Genomic DNA, 15,084 nt, shown 5'->3' with positions numbered 1-15,084 from the left:
AACGAGCCTCACGCACCCACACCCCGTCCGAGGAGCCATGTCGCACACCCCCGCCCCCGCCGCCCGCCCGGTCATCGCCGTCGCCGGGCTCGGCATCGAGTCGTCCACCTTCTCCCCGGCCCGCACCGAAGCCCCCGCCTTCCACCCGTCGCGCGGCACCGAGATCTTCGACCGGTACCCCTTCCTCACCCCTGGCCAGGCACTGCGTGAGGCCGCCGAGTGGCACGGCGCTCTGGTCGGCAAGTCACTGCCCGGCGGCACCGTCACCGCCGCCGCCTGGACCGCGCTCACCGACGAGCTCATCGAGCGCCTCGCCGCGCTGCCCCCGCTGGACGGCCTCTGGTACGACATCCACGGCGCCATGACCGTGGAGGGAATCGACGACGCCGAGGCCGTGCTGCTGAAGCGGATACGCGCCACCCTCGGCCCCGACGTGATCATCTCCACCTCGATGGACCTGCACGGCAACGTCTCCCGCGAACTCGCCCACAGCAGCGACCTGATCACGTGCTACCGGATGGCCCCGCACGAGGACCACATGGAGACGAAGGAGCGTGCCGTCCGCAACCTGGTCGGCCTGCTGACGTCCGGCGCCCCCCGCCCGGTCAAGGCGTGGATCCCGGTCCCGGTGCTCCTGGCCGGCGAGCAGACCTCCACCCGGATCGAACCCGCGAAGAGCGTGTACGCGGCGGTCGACGAGGTCGAGGCCGCCGACGGCGTGACGGATGCCGCCATCTGGGTCGGCTACGCCTGGGCCGACGAGCCCCGCAACCGCGCCGTCGTGGTCGTCACCGGCGACGACACGGCGGCGGTCTCGGCCGGGGCCGAACGACTTGCCCGAGGTGTCTGGGCCGCCCGCCACGACTTCGACTTCGTCGCCCCGACCGGCACCTACGACGAACTCCTCGACGAGGCCCTCGCCTCCGACCAACGGCCGTACTTCATCAGCGACACCGGCGACAACCCCACCGCGGGCGGCGCCGGTGACGTCACCTGGGGCCTGACCCGGCTGCTGGAGCGCCCCGAGTTCCAGAAGGAGGACGGGCCGACCGTCATCTACGCCTCGGTCCCCGGCCCCGCCGCGATCGAGACCGCCGTCGCCGCCGGGGTCGGTGCCACCGTCACCGTCACCGCCGGCGCCGAGGTCGACGACCGGCACGCCGGCCCCGTCACCCTCACCGGCGTGGTCCACGCGATCCGGCACGGCGACCGGGACGCCGAGACCGAGGTCGTCATCCGGGTCGGCAGCGTGTACGCGATCCTCACCAGGCTGCGCAAGCCTTACCACCACGAGCACGACTTCACTGACCTCGGCCTCCACCCGCGCTCTGCCGACATCGTGATCGTCAAGATCGGCTACCTGGAGCCCGAGCTGTTCGACATGTCGGTCGGCTGGAAGATGGCCCTCACTCCGGGAGGTGTCGACCAGGACCTGTTGCGCCTCGGCCACCGCCGCATCCGCCGCCCGATGTTCCCCTTCGACCGCGACATGGCCGACCCCGACCTGACGGCCCGTGTCATCCCGGCCTCCGACCAGCCGCTCACCGGGGACGACGAATGACTGACCACGCCACCCGTCCCGTCGGCCCGCCCCGGGCCGACGGGGCGGGCCGGGCCCCGGCACCGGTGGCGGCCGCCGGGGTTCCCGGACCGGTCCGCCGACCCTCTCTGGAGATCGCCGTCACCTCACCGGCCGGTGCCCGTGTCGCCCTCGACCACGGAGCCGATCGTGTCGAACTCTGCACCGGCCTTGAACTGGGCGGTCTGACCCCGTCGGCCGCCCTCGTCGAGGCGGTCGCCGCCGTAGGCCTGCCGGTGCAGGTCCTGGTCCGCTGCCGACCGGGCGACTTCGTCCACGACGCCGAGGAGATCGCCCTGATGGTCGCCGAGGTCCGGTCCGTGATCGCCTCCGGCGCCGCCGGCGTGGTCGGGCCCTGAGGACCTGTTACTGGTCAGCCTGTTTCCGCGACGCAGCGGAAGCCGATGTTGCCGCCGCTGCTGTCGGGGGTGTCGGAGCTGCGGGCGTCCACGCGGTAGCGGAAGCAGTAGTTGTCGTGGCAGAGGTAGGAGCCACCGCGCATCACCTTGCGGTCCCCGCGGAAGGGGAACTCGCCCTGCCAGACGTTCATCCGGTGCGTCCCGCCAGGCTCGCGGGCGTCACGCCAGGCGACATGGACCACCGGGTAGTCCATAGGGTCGACGATGTCCGATCCGGGGCCTGCCGGGCGGCGCCAGTCCTCACGGGCGACCTCCCGCCACCACGGTTCTCCGGCACCGGGCGGGCGCCGCGTACGCCGTCGGGCAGCAGAGCCGCGGCCCAGAGGCCGGCAACATGCTGCGTGTCCGGTCCGAGGCGGTTGGCGAGGGAGCCGGTGAGGCTGGTGCACGCCAACGCGCGGTGCGCGTGGTGCCAGTTTGCGGTGGGCGATTCGGCTCTGGAGATCTCCCCGTTGCGGCCCCACGGTGGGGACATGCCACTCGACGAGGACGAGGCGCGGACGGAAGGCGCCTTACGGAGCTTCACTTCGGCGTTGCGGGCCGGAGTGGCTGATCGTGAGGGCACCGGGCATCGCGGAACTGCCGCACTCAGACGTGCTCCTCCGACTCGGCCGTCATGAGGGCCAGCAGTCCGGGAAACCGTTGCTCCAGCTCGACCCGGCGCAGGGTGGCCATCCGGCTGTTGCCCCGGGCGACCTGCCGGATCAGCCCGGCCTCGCGGAGGGCTCGGAAGTGGTGCGTGAGTGTCGCCTTGGAGACCGGCAGCCCGAAGGAGCTGCACTTCCGCGCCGTGCCGTCGGGCTCGGCGGCCAGCTCTCGCACCACTTGGCGGCGCAACGGGTCGGCCAGCGCGGAGAGTACGCGGCCGAGCTTCATCTCCTCGACGGCCGGGTGGCCTTCCTCGTCGGGCATCGGACTCACCTCCGCTAGGTACGGCTTGCATCGTACCTCGTGCGCCTACTAGCGTGCCGAAGGTACGACCTTCTTCATACCTACCCGAGAGGCGAACTCCATGCCCCAGCCGTTCACGCTCGTAGGAACCGCCCGACCCAAGCCGGAGCGCGCCGAAGAGTTGAAACAGCTCCTGCTCTCATTCGTCGAGCCGACCCGGCAGGAACCCGGATGCCTGGAGTACCACTTCCACGAAGACCAGGGCGAACCCGGTGTCTTCGTCTTCTACGAGGCGTGGCGCTCCCAGGCCGATCTCGATGCCCACCTGACCCTCCCGCACATGCGGGCCTTCTGGGAGCAACGCATGGACTACCTGGAGACCGACCTTGACATCCGCTTCCTCACCATGCACAGCCCCTACCCCCACGCCGCAACGGCGGCCTGAGGAGCGCCTCTTGCCCCCTGGTGGCGCCGGGGCCCGCCCCGGAAATCCCCTGCCTCCGCCAGGCAGACCAGACCCCACAGTCACAGGGACGGGGCTGAACGCGGAACGCCGCAGCCCGGCCCGAGCATTGCTCGCTCAGAGCGTGGTTTCCTGCTCGGCGCGAGCGGTCGGCGTGCGAGCCTGCACATACCGGCCGAACACACCGAGCATGGCCACCTCGCAGCCGAGCAACAGCCGTTCCACCAGACCGATCAGTTCCCGGCCGCCCGGACCCGCCGAATACGCCATCACCGCGGCGCCGGCCAGCGCGGCCCACGACAGCACCCGCAACCATCGCACCGTTCCGCTCGCCTGCGGTTCGGTACCGAGACGCCGGGCCAGGATCAGCCCGGCGACCGGCAGCGCGGCGAACGCCGCGACGGAGGCATAGCGGTGCACATACGCCGATCCGCTCAGCTGCGTGGTCAGCGGATCGGTCTCCACCACGGCGGCGAGCAGCAGCCCCAGACCCCAGACGGCAAGCAGGACGGAGGGCAGTCCGCGTACGGCTGAGAACCGCCGCCATGCCACTCCCAGCAGCAGGAGCGACACCAGACCGAGCAGCGCCATGGTGGTCTCGATCGGACCGCCCCGGTCCAGGGCGGCGAAGTCGCTGACGGTCTGGGAGAACGGGCTGAGGTTCGGATCCGTGTCCGAAGGTGCCCACAGGGCCGCGCTCACGGCCAGGACGACGGCGGCCCATACGGCGGGGGCGAGCAACCTGCTGAGGTGGTGACCTTTCGGAGTGATCATGATGTGACCGTATGGTCGGGGCAGCGCCACCCGCATCGGGGGTCGCCCCCGAGAAGGCCCTGATCAACTCCCCTAAGGACCGTGTTGTGACCACTGGTCACAGGTGAAACGATCCCGGGGTGTCAGGGCGAACGCCGTCCTGATCGTGGACAGAATCCTGGTGCCACAACCGGCGTCCCGGGTGAGGGTCCCAGATCCTGGAAGTGGCATGGGTAATGGGTGTTGACGTAGTGCTGATGCAGGTCACGCGTCAGGGGACGAGCCCCAAGAAGCGACGGCTGACCACGGTGGACTTCGTACAGGACGGGGCGGACCTGTTCTCCGCCCTGTGCGTGAACAGCAGTCTGCCGACACTCAACCGCGTCGACCCGTACCGCACCCAGATCCTTACCTCGGCGGATATGCCTCAGTTCATTTCCGAGGTCGACACCACCCGTGACCTCGCGAAGGAGCAGCGCGAGAGGGACATCCTGGAGAAGATCCGCGCGCTCGCCGAGCGTTGCACGGAATCCGCAAGCCTTGAACTCCACCTCCAAGGCGACTAAAGAGGGCCTCTGATCTAGGTAGCTGGTGATTTGGGATTACCAACGATCTCCCCCGGTCTCGGTCGTGATCGCCTCCAACGGGGGTCTTCCACCGTCAGTCCCGAGCCCCTTTTGGGATCTCAGACTCCGTGGGCAATTCTCATGAGCGGTGGCCACTCTGTGGCACCGAACACGCCCGCACCACCCTGCGCGGCGTCTACGGGAAACGGCGTGCAGCACACGGCCCGCCCGCTCTCCGGCAGCGAGTACTTCGGTATCTTGGGCGCGGCCTCGACTGCCCCTCCGTGTTCTCGATGCGGAACAGCTTCGACCCCAAGCTGTACGAGGGCGAGGACCCGACGCAGCCGCGCCCCAGCAACCCCGGGCAACCGCTCCCCCACACTTCGCCCCGCAGCCCGAGCCCGTCATCGAGTACGGCCTACGGGGGCTGCGCGCGATCGCCGCCGAGTCCCACGGCACACGGGGCTAACGGAGTCGGCCGGGCCTCAGGGCTGAACCTTCTCCAGGTCCTCCAGGAGGCTCGGGCGGGTCGGCTGCCAGCCGAGGGCTGCGCGGGTGTGTGCGCTGCTCGCCGGCTGGTCGGCCGCGAAGATCGGCCCGAGCGCGCCGAAGCTTTCCTCGGACACCGACTCCGAGGGGATGCCGAGGCGCCGCCCGATGACCGCGGTGATGTCCCGTACGGCGTCGCCCTCGTCGGCGACGGCGTGCCAGGCGGTGCCGGCCGGGGCCTTCTCCAGGGCGAGCCGGAACAGCACGGCGGCGTCGAGCGCGTGCACAGCGGGCCAGCGCTGGGTGCCGTCACCCGGGTAGCCGGCCACGCCCGTGCTGCGGGCGATCTGAGTGAGGAGCCCGGCGAACCCGCCGTCGCCCTCGTTGCGCGCGGGGGGGGGGGGGCGCCGCCCCCCCCCCCCCCCCCCCCCCCCCCCCCCCCCCGAGACCAGGCCGAGGGCGCGCTCCACCGAGACGCTTCGCCCGCCGACCGGCCCGTCCGTGCGAACGCCTCAAGCTGAAGTCGCGTGCGAGGCGGGGGGGGGGGGGGGGGGGGGGGGGGGGGGGGGCGGGCGCCGCCCCCCCCCCCCCCGGGCCGGGGGGGGGGCGGGGCGGGGGGGGGGGGGCCCGCCCCCCCCCCCCCCCCCCCGCCCGCGTCTCAACAGGGCGCGGTCTTCCAACCGCTGATCGCGTCCAGCGAACGCCGCGCTGAAGTCTGCCCCGGCTTACGGGACACCAGGGGGCAGACGGCAGTCGATTCCGGCGCAGTTCTATCCACTGCGCCGGAACCTGTACGGGGAGCCGGCCGACCCGGTGAGGGTGGCGGTCAAGGCATCCCCGTCGACCGTGACATCGAGGCTGGACGGCACCGTGACGGAGATGCACTGCGAGCCCTGAGGAAACGCGATGCGGAAACGCTTGCCGCCACCGCCAGGATCTTTCCTTCTCGTCACCTCGGCGGCCCCGCACAGCCGCATGGGCGCCGTACCGAGGGTGGCCTTGCCGTCCTTGCCCACCTCGATCGAAGCGGCGTCCCCGAAGTCGTCGTATCCCGCCGGTTGTGCACCGTCCGCTGTCCACTCACCGACGACCGGATCGAGCTCACCGGAGCCGGAACCCGAGCAGCCGACCAACACCCCCGCGATCACGGCGAGTACACCCATGGATCTCCGACGCACAGCTCTCCCCCTTCGTCCGGCGCACCTCCCTCATCCTGACCTACAGGGCCGCGCTCCGGTCGCTCCGCACACAACTCTCCCGGCTTTCCTGGCCTGTTCCGAACGCGCCACCGCCAGCCGCCGCTCCCACCCGTGCGGAATCCGGGGAGTACGACGTCAGTCCAGCACGGGCCAGTTGAGCTCGGTACGCAGATCGCGCGGGTCCATGTCCGGGGAAGGCTGCGTGACGTAGACCTCCCATCGGTCCGGTCCACCGGAGAGTCCCTGCGCCGACATCCAGTCGTGCAGCCGCCCCCAGGAGGCCTGGAGACCGTCGAACGCCCCGCAGTGCGTCAGCCGCGCGACCCTGCCTCCGGGCAGCGAACCAACCACCACACCCGCCTCCGGCCGCACGGCCCGGTCCGTGACGAACCCGACCTCCAGGTCCAGCTTCTCCCCCGGCGTTCCGCGGTAGAGACCGAAGGCGGGGCTCGACACGGTGACCTGCTGCGCGTGCAGAGTCCGGGCCAGGGTCCCGAAGGAGGCGTCGAAGAAGTCCCGCAGATCGGCCGGCTGGACGACGCCGCGAACGACGGCGGTCGTCACCGGGACCAGATTCACCAGCTCCGGCTCCGAGGCACGGGCCGCGCTGTCGGATTCATGACTGCTCATGACGAGCACGGTAGCTGCCCTCGGTCGGACACATTCGGTAACGCGGCGTGTGTCTCCACAGGCAAGGTGGGAGCCGAGTTCGCGGGCTCGGCCGTCGGCCCACCCTTACTCAGCGCAGGGCGGTGGCGTTGGCCGGTGAGCCGACTCCTCCGGTCAGGTGCCGGTGGCGGCCACCTTCGCCTTCGACCGCGACAACGGTGCCACCCTCGGCGACGTCGCCCGTCTGGACACCATGGTCACGGTCGTCGACGCGGCGAACTTCCTGCCGGAGCTGACGAGCGGCGACGAACTCGTCGAGCGCGGCCTCGCACCGTACGAGGACGACGAGCGCACCGTCAGCGGCCTGCTGATGGACCTGATCGAGTTCGCGGACGTCATCGTCGTCAACAAGCTCGACCTCGTCGACGAACCCACGGCCGACCGGCTCCGGGCCGCCCTCTCCCGGCTCAACCCCTCCGCCCGCATCGTCCCCGCCGTCCACGGCAAGGTGCGCACCGCCGACGTCATCGGCACCCGCCTCTTCGATCTCGACCGCGCCCGGCTGGGTCCGTGAACTCAATGGCGTTGCTGGGTGACGAAGGTCCACAACCGCTCCGATTGGAAGGGGAGTGGGGAGCGGAAGACGGTGGAGGCGATTTGCCGTACTCCTCGGTCTCCGGGACGTGGTCTCCCTCGCCCGGTTCGAACCGTCCGCCGCCCGCGACACCGACGCCACCGATGCCCAGGAACTGGTCTTCATCGGGACGGACTTGGACCGAGACGCCCCGCATGCGGCCCTGAATGCCTGCCTCATGGCGCCGGGCGAGAGCCCCTCCCCCGTCGACCCGTTCCCCGCCTGGGACACCTCCGGCATCGGCGACACCTGCGTACACGAGCACGCCGAACCCCTGGCAACCCTCTGAAGACTCCGGGTCGGGCGGCGAACTCCGGCAGCCACGGCGCCGCCCGGCCCGGTCCGAACCCCCTCCCGCGAGGCCGTAATGCGGGCGGCACCACCGGCGGCCCACCGGGCGCGGTGAGCCGGGGATTCCGGGCGACGTCTAGCATCTCCGGCATGTCCATCTACGAAGTCCGGATCGACGCTCTCCAAGGCGGCCCCGCGAACCTCTCCCAGTACCGCGGGAAGGCGCTCCTCGTCGTCAACGTCGCCTCCAAGTGCGGCCTCACCCGGCAGTACACCGAGCTGGAGCAGCTCCAGAAGAAGTACGCGGCACGGGGATTCACCGTCCTCGGCGTCCCCTGCAACCAGTTCGCGGAGGAGGAGCCCGGAACCCCCGAGGAGATCGCCGCGTTCTGCTCGTCCACATACGGCGTCACCTTCCCACTGACCGAAAAGGTCGAGGTGAACGGTCCTCGGCGGCACCCCCTGTACGCGAAGCTCGTGCGTGCCGCGGACCTGGACGGGCACAAGGGCGACATCCGCTGGAACTTCGAGAAGTTCCTCATCGCCCCCGACGGCACCGTCGCCGCCCGCTTCTCCCCCCAGACCACCCCGGACTCCTACGAAGTCGTAGAGGCGCTGGAGGAGATCCTTCCCGCCTGAGGCGGCCTGCCGGCCGCCGTCGCATGGGCCGCCGGTCCGGCAGATCAACCAACAGCGCGGGGCTCACCGTCAGCCACAAGGACACAACCCCGTAGCCGCGTGACCCAGGGCCTGTCATCACACTCCGGCCTGCCCCGCCGGCGCCTCGCGCCGCGCCTCTGCCACCGGCGCCCGCACGAGCCCGGCGTCACGTCGTGAACCCCCGCCGTTGAACGCCAGGTTCAGACAGAACGCCAGCAGCGTCGCGCTGGTCACCGGTGAACCGAGGACGATGCCGACGCCGTCGGGGAAGCGCGAGTACAGGTCGGGGGCCACCTCGGGTGCCATGCCGACGCCGATCGACACCGCGATGATCAGCAGGTTGTGCGTGCCGTCGAAGTCGACCTTGCGCAGCGTGCCGATACCGACCGCGGCGACCGTCGCGAACATCACGAGCCCCGCCGCGCCGACCACCGGCTGCGGCAACCCGGCGACCAGCGCCCCGAGTTTGGGCACCAGGCCGAGGACCACGAGGATGCCGCCCGCGATCGTCGCGACGTGCCGGCTGCGCACCTTCGTCATCGTCACCAGGCCCACGTTCTGCGCGAAGACCGTGTCGAGGAATGCGTTCATGACGCCGCCCAGTACCCCGGAGAGCCCGTCCGCCGCCAGCCCGCGCGCCATGTCGGCGGTGGTCAGCCGCTTCCCGGTCAGCTCCGCCACCGCGATCAGATCTGCCGTCGACTCGGCGAACAGAACCAGCATCACCACGCACATCGACAGCACGGCGACCGCGGGGAATTCCGGGGCGCCGAAGTGGAACGGGGCACTGACCCCGATCCAGTCCGCCGTCCGTGCCGCCGAGAAGTCGACCAGGCCGAGCGGTACGGCGACCGCCGTCCCGGCCAACAGGCCCAGCAGTACACCGGTCTGAGCGAGGAACCCGCGCCCGAACCGTGCCACCAGCAGGATCACGAGGACGACGAACGCGGCGAGCGCGAGCCGCGAAGGCGCCGCGTGATCGGCGGCCTTCGGGTCGTTCCCGACGACCAGGTTCACGCCCACGCCGATCAGCGCGAGCCCCACCACCGTGATCACCACGCCGCTCACCAGCGGCGGGAAGAAGCGGACCGCCTTCGCGAACGGATACGCGATCAGCAGCCCGAACACTCCGGCCGCGAGCATCGACCCGTACACCGCCTGTAGCCCGTACTCCCCGGCGATCAGGATCATCGGCGTCACCGCGGTGAACGCGGCCCCGGCCATCACCGGCATCCGCACACCGAGGACGCGGCCCACGCCGGCGCCCTGGATCATCGTGACGACGCCCGCGACGAGCAGATCGGCGTTGATCAGGACGGCGATCGTCGCGGCATCGAGCCCGGCCGCGGCACCGAACACCAGCGGCACGGTCACACACCCCGTGTACATCACGAGCACGTGCTGGAGCCCCAGCACCGCGAGCCGCCCGAAACCGGCCCGCTGTCCGCCCTTCGCAGGCATCGTCACATCAACCACCGTTCTATCGGGTCTATCGGGTCTATCGGGCGAAGTTGGCAGCGATCCGCTGCTGGATGTAGTCGGCCGCGGTGATCGGCGGGTACCGGCCCTCCGGACCCTCGATCACCACGTCACGGTCGGCCTGCGCGAAGAACGCGATGCTGTGCCGGGCCGACCGGTCCTCGTCAGGTCCCGGTGACCTGACCCGGTGGAAGTTCGACGGGAGCCGGTCGTCGCTCCACCGCATCAGCATGTCCCCGATGTTGCAGGTGATCACGGAGTCCGCCGGCTCGACCGGCGTCCACTCCTGCGCCTCGGCCTCCTTGCCCGGGCACACCTGCAGCCCGCCCTGCCCCTCTCGCTGGAACAGCAGCGTCAGGCAGTCGAAGTCGGTGTGCGCCCCGGCCCGCCACACGTTCGCGGGGATCACGGCGTCGTCGGGCACGGCGAAGTAGTGCAGCATCCGCAGCGTCGACTGGTACCGCGGGCTCGCCGGGTCGTGGGCGCGCGCGAAGAACCCCGCGGGCAGCCCCAGCCGGTCCGCGAAGCAGGACAGCACCCGCATCGCCAGGTCCCGGCAGCGCGCCTCGAACGCCAGCACACGCTCCTGGAACCCGGGCAGCACGTCGTCCGGCCACAGCCCCTCCATGTGCGGACGGGTCAGCTGGTACGACTCCTTCTGGTCGGGCGTCCCGATCGAGGGACGCACCTGGGTCATCGACTCCCAGCCGGAGTTGAGCCCCTTCTTCAGGCCGTGCCGCGCCTTGGTCCGCTCCGGCAGGGCGAAGAAGGCCTCGGCATCGGCGAACGCGCCGTCCACGGCCTCGGGTTCGATGCCGTGGTTGACCAGCTGGAAGAAGCCGATGTCGGTGGCGGCGGCCCACAGTTCCTCGGTGATCTCCGCCTTGCGGCGCTCGAAGTCGGTGAGGTCGATGCGCCGGATCTCCCGGGCGGACGTCTCCGTCCCGGCCCCGCCCATGCGGGTCTCCTTGGCCAACTCGTCGAGCGTGTACGTGGTGTTCGTCATCGCGGCTGTCGCTCCTCTGACACGGAGTTGCGTACGGGATGCAGTCACCGCCCCTGCGATCCCCAGCACGGGCACTCAGACGCCCGCGTGCACGGTCACGGCGGACCCCTTCGTGGGCCCGGCGCCGTGGGCTGGCGCGGGCCCCGCTCGCCGGGGCCCGCACGCGATGCGTTCAGCCTGCATGGCGTGTGTTACCGGTGAGGATCCCGGCGTTACGCGGCCGTAAAGCCGAGGTTCGCCGCCAGCTCCCGCGACGGAAGCCGGACATGCTCCCCGTCGCGCACCAGCACCTCGCCCCCGACCAGCACGGCCGCCACCGTCCTGCTGCCCGCACACGTCAACAGCGTCGCGCCCGGATCGCGGACCGGGAGGCAGGCGTAGTCGCGGTCGAAGCGGTGCAGGACGAGGTCCGCGCGCATTCCCACCCGCACCCCGCCGTCCGGGTTCTCCTCGATCCCGAGCACGCGGTTCGCGCCGCCCGCCGCCATGGCGAACATCTCGGGGAACCCGAACAGATCCGCCTGGCGGTGCGCCGCCCGCTGCAGATACGCGCCGATGCGCAGCGCCTCCAGGATGTCCTGTGTGTCGTTGCTGGCGGCCCCGTCGACGCCGAGACCGACGCTCAGGCCGGCTTCCAGCATCTCGGGCACCGGCGCGATCCCGCTGCCGAGCCGCATGTTGCTCAGCGGGTTGTACGAGACACCGACGCCGTGCCGGGCGAGGGTGGCCCGCCCCTCGGCGTCGAGCTCCACACAGTGCACTGCGAGCAGCCGCTCCCACAGGAATCCGGCCCGCTCCAGATACTCGACGGCGCCGACCCCCGTACGGTCACGGCACATCGCGTCGTCCGTCGTGGTCTCCAGCAGGTGCAGCGAGACGGGCAGCCCGCGCTCCTCGGCGTACGCGCGCACGGCGCCCATGCCCTCCGGCGTCAGACACCGCGGATTGGGCACGGCCACGCCGACGTCCACCCGGCTGCCGCGCGCCTGCGCGATCAGCTCGTCGGTGTGCGCGAGGGCCTCCTTCAACGGCTGCATCAGCCGCGGATCGAAGCCCCACTTGCGGCTCGGGTCGGCCCGGTCCGCGACGCCCCGGCACAGCACGGCCCGTACGCCGCTGTCCTTCAGGGCCCGCAGTACCGCGTCGTGCACCCCGGGCGACGGGTGCGGCCACATGTGCTCGACGAGCGTGGTGGTGCCGCTGCGCAGTGCTTCGGCCGCGGCGGCGGCAGCGGTCGCGTAGGCCCGCTCGGGTGTGAGGAGCGTCGCCTCCTCGCCGACGGCGCTCAGCCACGCGAGCAGCCCGAGTCCCTCGCCGATGCCGCGCAGTCCCGCCTGGAAGAGGTGGGTGTGGGTGTTGACCAGGCCGGGCGTCAGGTGTCCGCCGTGTCCGGCCAATACCTCACCGCTGCACGGGAGTTCGCCGTGCGTCGCGAGCGCCGTGACCCGTCCGTCGGCGATGTGCACATCCATCCCGGGCAGCCAGCGGCCCCCGCTGTGGACGGTGACGTCCGTGATCGTCCCGAGAGTCATCGGGCGGGCTCCTTCCGGGGACGGGCCGCGCCCGTGTGGTGGAACAGCAGATTGAGCAGGAACGCCACGATCCCTGTGACGGCGATACCGCTGTCCAGGACGGTGCGCAGGTACGAGGGGAGCGGCGCGTAGAAGTCCGGCGCGCCGAGGGGGATCATGCCGAGCGCGAAGGCGAGGGCGACGGTCAGCAGATTCCGCGGCTCGGTCAGATCGGCTCGCGCGAGGATGCGCAGCCCGACGGCGCCCACGGTCCCGAACATGACGATCGACACCCCGCCGAGGACCGGTCCCGGCACTGCGGCGACGGCGGCCCCGAGCACGGGCACGAACGCCAGCACCACCATCAGCACACCAGACAGGGCCACCACGTGACGGCTCTTCACGCGCGTCACGCTCACCAGGCCCACCGATTGCCCGAACGTCACGATGGGGAAGGAGGCGAGCGCCCCCGACAGCACGGTGGCAGCTCCGTCCGCGCGCAGTGCCCGTACGACGGTGGGCGCGTCGTCGCCGCGGCCGACGATCTGGCCGACCGCCAGGGTGTCGCCGACGGACTCCACCATGTTCACGAGCTGCACGACAAGCATCGCCGCGATGGCCGGCACCACGAACGTGGGCGCCCCGAAAGCCGTCGGATCGGGCGCCGTGACGACGCGCGCGTCCGCGACCCCCGACCCGTCGAACAGTCCCAGCGGCAGTGCGGCCACGGTGCCCACGGCCATGGCGAGGAGCACCGAGAACCGGGCGAGCGCGGGCGGCGCGACGCGCTCCACGACCACCACGAGCAGCACGGTCCCGGCGGCGAGCGCGAGCCCGCGGCCACCGCCGCCGGCCCCTTCCCCGGCGATGAGACCGGCCGCCGAAGGCACCAGCGAGAACCCGATGACCGCGATGACCGTCCCGGTGACCAGCGGCGGAAACAGATGCAGACAGCGCCCGAACCACGGCGCGACGGCCAGCGTCACCAGGCCGGACACGACGGTCGCCCCGAACACGGCGGCGAGCCCGTGCTCCTGCCCGATGAGGATGGCGGGGGTGATCGCGGTAAACGTGGAACCCATCACGATCGGCAGCCGCGCCCCGAACCACTTCAGACCCAGCGACTGCAACACGGTGGCGACCCCGCTGACCAGCAGGTTCGCACTGATGAGCAGTCGTATCCGGTCCTCGGGCAGATGGAGCGCGGTTCCCACGAGCAGCGGCATCGTGGCCATGCCCGCGTACGCGACGAGCAGATGCTGCAGGCTCAGCGGCACGAGGCGCCGCCACGGCGGCCGTACGTCGACGGGGTGGGGTCCTTGGTGCGTGGGCGCGACGGCATGCTCGACAACAGCCATCGTTCCTCCTCACAGCTCGGCGGAAGACGGCTGGTTAGCGCCCGGGCAAGCCCCGCACCCGGACACCCACCGGCCGTTGCAGCCATGACCGGTGTGGGGGTGACGGTAGGAAGACGGTGTTTCGGCGGCGTTGCGCTCAGGAAAAGCACATGGTCGAAATCCGGTCGCTGGCGCCCAGCTACTTGCGGACGAGGTACTGGATCGCCGTCGACTCGTGCCCGCCCATGGAGTTGACCGTGATCTTCCGGGAGTCGACGGCTTCGAAGGCCGAGAGCAGGTGGGGGAACCACGAACTGGGGTGATGGCGGAAGACCGCGCCGTCGGCGGTTTCGAACACACCGTAGTTGTCGTACTGGGCGGCACAGCGGTCATAGCGCATGCGGTTACGTTCGTCGTTCTGCAGCAAGTAGTCGCTGACATACAGAATTCCGCCGGGTTTGAGGACCCTATGAAGCTCAGTGATCAGTCGATGCTGAGCTTCTTCCCCAGGAATGCAGGTCAGCACTGCGAAGAGCACGACCATGTCGAAGGAGGCATCCGGGCATGGCGAGCGCGGTGGCTCGTCCAGCACGGTGAAATGCAGGGCGGGGTGGACGAGACGCGCCCGGTCGATCATTCCTGGCGAAGCGTCCACGCCTCTGAGGTTGTCGAAGCCATGCCGCGCGAGTTCCTGCAGGGTGCGGCCGTAGCCGCACCCATAGTCGAGGACGGCCGCGTGCCTGTCGATTCCGTCCAGCCACGGCAGGTGGAGCGGATGAGTGAACGTCTTCGTGGCCGCGGCAGCGTCCCAGTAGGGAATCTGGCTGTCCAGATTCGGCATGACGGTCACCTCTCCGGCGGCCCTGCCCAGGTCGCCCGTGACCATCGACCAGCCGCCCCAACTCGTAGTGGACAACGATCTGACAAGGTACGCGGTCCTTGCGACGGTCAATAGACACGTTCCGATATCCGCAGACACGGCCACTCTTTCCACAGCGAACGGCCCTCCTGGCCTGAGAAGCTTGGCCAGAGGCGATCCCGTACCTCAATAGACCATTCGTCAGACCAGCCTCCCGCAAGTCGATCAGACCGGATCGAAGGATCGAACGGTGTCGATCTCATTGCTCTGCCGGCAAACCCCCAGCATGAGCGCAGTCAAGTCGCGCGCGGAGAAGGCGCGGTCGAGGGTCGTTCCGTC

Annotated in this window: 14 protein-coding genes and 4 pseudogenes; 6 read left to right on the top strand and 12 right to left on the bottom strand. The window is 70.5% G+C overall.

All coding sequences use genetic code 11. The features are described 5' to 3' along the window. The first annotated feature begins 37 nt into the window (after nt 1-37). Both ACIBTU_RS08845 and ACIBTU_RS08840 read left to right on the top strand, forming a co-directional pair. A complete protein-coding gene (locus ACIBTU_RS08845; protein ID WP_399125266.1) occupies nt 38-1,561 on the top strand; it encodes a M81 family metallopeptidase in 1,524 nt (507 codons plus the stop codon). Next, nucleotides 1,558-1,929, top strand: a pseudogene (locus ACIBTU_RS08840) (copper homeostasis protein CutC); the annotation flags it as partial. The gene ACIBTU_RS08845 and the pseudogene ACIBTU_RS08840, both read left to right, overlap by 4 nt. A 23-nt stretch (nt 1,930-1,952) precedes the next feature. Here ACIBTU_RS08840 and ACIBTU_RS08835 read toward each other — a convergent pair. The 3 genes and pseudogenes from ACIBTU_RS08835 to ACIBTU_RS08825 form a co-directional block, all read right to left on the bottom strand. Further along, nucleotides 1,953-2,192 (bottom strand): SUMF1/EgtB/PvdO family nonheme iron enzyme, encoded by a 240-nt coding sequence (locus ACIBTU_RS08835; RefSeq protein WP_399125382.1) that lies wholly within the window; start codon nt 2,190-2,192, stop codon nt 1,953-1,955. A gap of 18 nt (nt 2,193-2,210) precedes the next feature. Further along, nucleotides 2,211-2,387 (bottom strand): annotated as a pseudogene (locus tag ACIBTU_RS08830) (hypothetical protein); the annotation flags it as partial. 199 nt (nt 2,388-2,586) lie between these two features. Continuing rightward, the gene (locus ACIBTU_RS08825; RefSeq protein WP_399125265.1) at nt 2,587-2,910 is read right to left on the bottom strand and encodes an ArsR/SmtB family transcription factor; all 324 of its coding nucleotides are present in this window, start codon (nt 2,908-2,910) and stop codon (nt 2,587-2,589) included. A 100-nt stretch (nt 2,911-3,010) separates the two neighbouring features. On the opposite strand from ACIBTU_RS08825, the gene ACIBTU_RS08820 reads away from it, so the two are divergent. Beyond that, nucleotides 3,011-3,334, top strand: a complete 324-nt coding sequence (locus ACIBTU_RS08820; RefSeq protein ID WP_399125264.1) for a putative quinol monooxygenase — start codon at nt 3,011-3,013, stop codon at nt 3,332-3,334. A 135-nt stretch (nt 3,335-3,469) separates the two neighbouring features. Here ACIBTU_RS08820 and ACIBTU_RS08815 read toward each other — a convergent pair whose 3' ends face one another. Next, nucleotides 3,470-4,126, bottom strand: coding sequence for a DUF998 domain-containing protein (locus ACIBTU_RS08815; protein ID WP_399125263.1), 657 nt, complete (start codon nt 4,124-4,126; stop codon nt 3,470-3,472). Between the two features lie 230 nt (nt 4,127-4,356). Between ACIBTU_RS08815 and ACIBTU_RS08810 the strand changes: the two genes are divergently transcribed. Then, nucleotides 4,357-4,671, top strand: a complete 315-nt coding sequence (locus tag ACIBTU_RS08810; protein ID WP_399125262.1) for a hypothetical protein — start codon at nt 4,357-4,359, stop codon at nt 4,669-4,671. Between the two features lie 485 nt (nt 4,672-5,156). Here the strand turns inward: ACIBTU_RS08810 and ACIBTU_RS08805 are convergent. From ACIBTU_RS08805 to ACIBTU_RS08795, 3 genes and pseudogenes are all read right to left on the bottom strand, one after another. Then, a pseudogene (locus tag ACIBTU_RS08805) lies at nt 5,157-5,540 on the bottom strand (3-beta hydroxysteroid dehydrogenase); the annotation flags it as partial. Between the two features lie 390 nt (nt 5,541-5,930). Further along, entirely contained in the window at nt 5,931-6,323 is a 393-nt protein-coding gene (locus ACIBTU_RS08800; protein WP_399125261.1) for a hypothetical protein, read from the bottom strand. 171 nt (nt 6,324-6,494) lie between these two features. Then, entirely contained in the window at nt 6,495-6,989 is a 495-nt protein-coding gene (locus ACIBTU_RS08795) for a GyrI-like domain-containing protein (protein WP_399125260.1), read from the bottom strand. Between the two features lie 148 nt (nt 6,990-7,137). On the opposite strand from ACIBTU_RS08795, the pseudogene ACIBTU_RS08790 reads away from it, so the two are divergent. Further along, nucleotides 7,138-7,891: pseudogene (locus ACIBTU_RS08790) on the top strand (CobW family GTP-binding protein); the annotation flags it as partial. A gap of 152 nt (nt 7,892-8,043) precedes the next feature. Continuing rightward, nucleotides 8,044-8,532, top strand: coding sequence for a glutathione peroxidase (locus ACIBTU_RS08785; RefSeq protein WP_399125259.1), 489 nt, complete (start codon nt 8,044-8,046; stop codon nt 8,530-8,532). Between the two features lie 117 nt (nt 8,533-8,649). Here the strand turns inward: ACIBTU_RS08785 and ACIBTU_RS08780 are convergent, their stop codons facing one another. The 5 genes from ACIBTU_RS08780 to ACIBTU_RS08760 form a co-directional block, all read right to left on the bottom strand. Continuing rightward, on the bottom strand, nt 8,650-10,014 hold the full coding sequence (locus ACIBTU_RS08780; protein WP_399125381.1) for a nucleobase:cation symporter-2 family protein: 1,365 nt from the start codon (nt 10,012-10,014) through the stop codon (nt 8,650-8,652). A 37-nt stretch (nt 10,015-10,051) separates the two neighbouring features. Continuing rightward, nucleotides 10,052-11,038, bottom strand: coding sequence for an isopenicillin N synthase family dioxygenase (locus ACIBTU_RS08775; protein WP_399125258.1), 987 nt, complete (start codon nt 11,036-11,038; stop codon nt 10,052-10,054). 212 nt (nt 11,039-11,250) lie between these two features. Further along, nucleotides 11,251-12,570 carry an amidohydrolase family protein gene (locus ACIBTU_RS08770; protein WP_399125257.1) on the bottom strand — a complete coding sequence of 440 codons (1,320 nt, stop codon included), beginning with the start codon at nt 12,568-12,570 and terminating at the stop codon, nt 11,251-11,253. Beyond that, nucleotides 12,567-13,907, bottom strand: coding sequence for a uracil-xanthine permease family protein (locus ACIBTU_RS08765; protein ID WP_399125256.1), 1,341 nt, complete (start codon nt 13,905-13,907; stop codon nt 12,567-12,569). Before ACIBTU_RS08765 ends, ACIBTU_RS08770 begins: the two co-directional genes overlap by 4 nt. 178 nt (nt 13,908-14,085) lie before the next feature. After that, nucleotides 14,086-14,727 (bottom strand): class I SAM-dependent methyltransferase, encoded by a 642-nt coding sequence (locus ACIBTU_RS08760; protein ID WP_399125255.1) that lies wholly within the window; start codon nt 14,725-14,727, stop codon nt 14,086-14,088. Between the last annotated feature and the right edge of the window lie 357 nt (nt 14,728-15,084).

The sequence above is a fragment of the Streptomyces sp. NPDC050145 genome (assembly GCF_044460245.1).
Lineage (GTDB): Bacteria > Actinomycetota > Actinomycetes > Streptomycetales > Streptomycetaceae > Streptomyces.
This window is presented reverse-complemented; position numbering and strand designations above follow the sequence as displayed.

Coding starts and splice junctions, on each gene's coding strand:
- ACIBTU_RS08845 (WP_399125266.1), top strand. CDS start 38: ATGTCGCACACCCCCGCCCCCGCCGCCCGCCCGGTCATCGCCGTCGCC.
- ACIBTU_RS08835 (WP_399125382.1), bottom strand. CDS start 2,192: ATGGACTACCCGGTGGTCCATGTCGCCTGGCGTGACGCCCGCGAGCCT.
- ACIBTU_RS08825 (WP_399125265.1), bottom strand. CDS start 2,910: ATGCCCGACGAGGAAGGCCACCCGGCCGTCGAGGAGATGAAGCTCGGC.
- ACIBTU_RS08820 (WP_399125264.1), top strand. CDS start 3,011: ATGCCCCAGCCGTTCACGCTCGTAGGAACCGCCCGACCCAAGCCGGAG.
- ACIBTU_RS08815 (WP_399125263.1), bottom strand. CDS start 4,126: ATGATCACTCCGAAAGGTCACCACCTCAGCAGGTTGCTCGCCCCCGCC.
- ACIBTU_RS08800 (WP_399125261.1), bottom strand. CDS start 6,323: ATGGGTGTACTCGCCGTGATCGCGGGGGTGTTGGTCGGCTGCTCGGGT.
- ACIBTU_RS08795 (WP_399125260.1), bottom strand. CDS start 6,989: ATGAGCAGTCATGAATCCGACAGCGCGGCCCGTGCCTCGGAGCCGGAG.
- ACIBTU_RS08785 (WP_399125259.1), top strand. CDS start 8,044: ATGTCCATCTACGAAGTCCGGATCGACGCTCTCCAAGGCGGCCCCGCG.
- ACIBTU_RS08780 (WP_399125381.1), bottom strand. CDS start 10,014: ATGCCTGCGAAGGGCGGACAGCGGGCCGGTTTCGGGCGGCTCGCGGTG.
- ACIBTU_RS08775 (WP_399125258.1), bottom strand. CDS start 11,038: ATGACGAACACCACGTACACGCTCGACGAGTTGGCCAAGGAGACCCGC.
- ACIBTU_RS08770 (WP_399125257.1), bottom strand. CDS start 12,570: ATGACTCTCGGGACGATCACGGACGTCACCGTCCACAGCGGGGGCCGC.
- ACIBTU_RS08765 (WP_399125256.1), bottom strand. CDS start 13,907: ATGGCTGTTGTCGAGCATGCCGTCGCGCCCACGCACCAAGGACCCCAC.
- ACIBTU_RS08760 (WP_399125255.1), bottom strand. CDS start 14,727: ATGCCGAATCTGGACAGCCAGATTCCCTACTGGGACGCTGCCGCGGCC.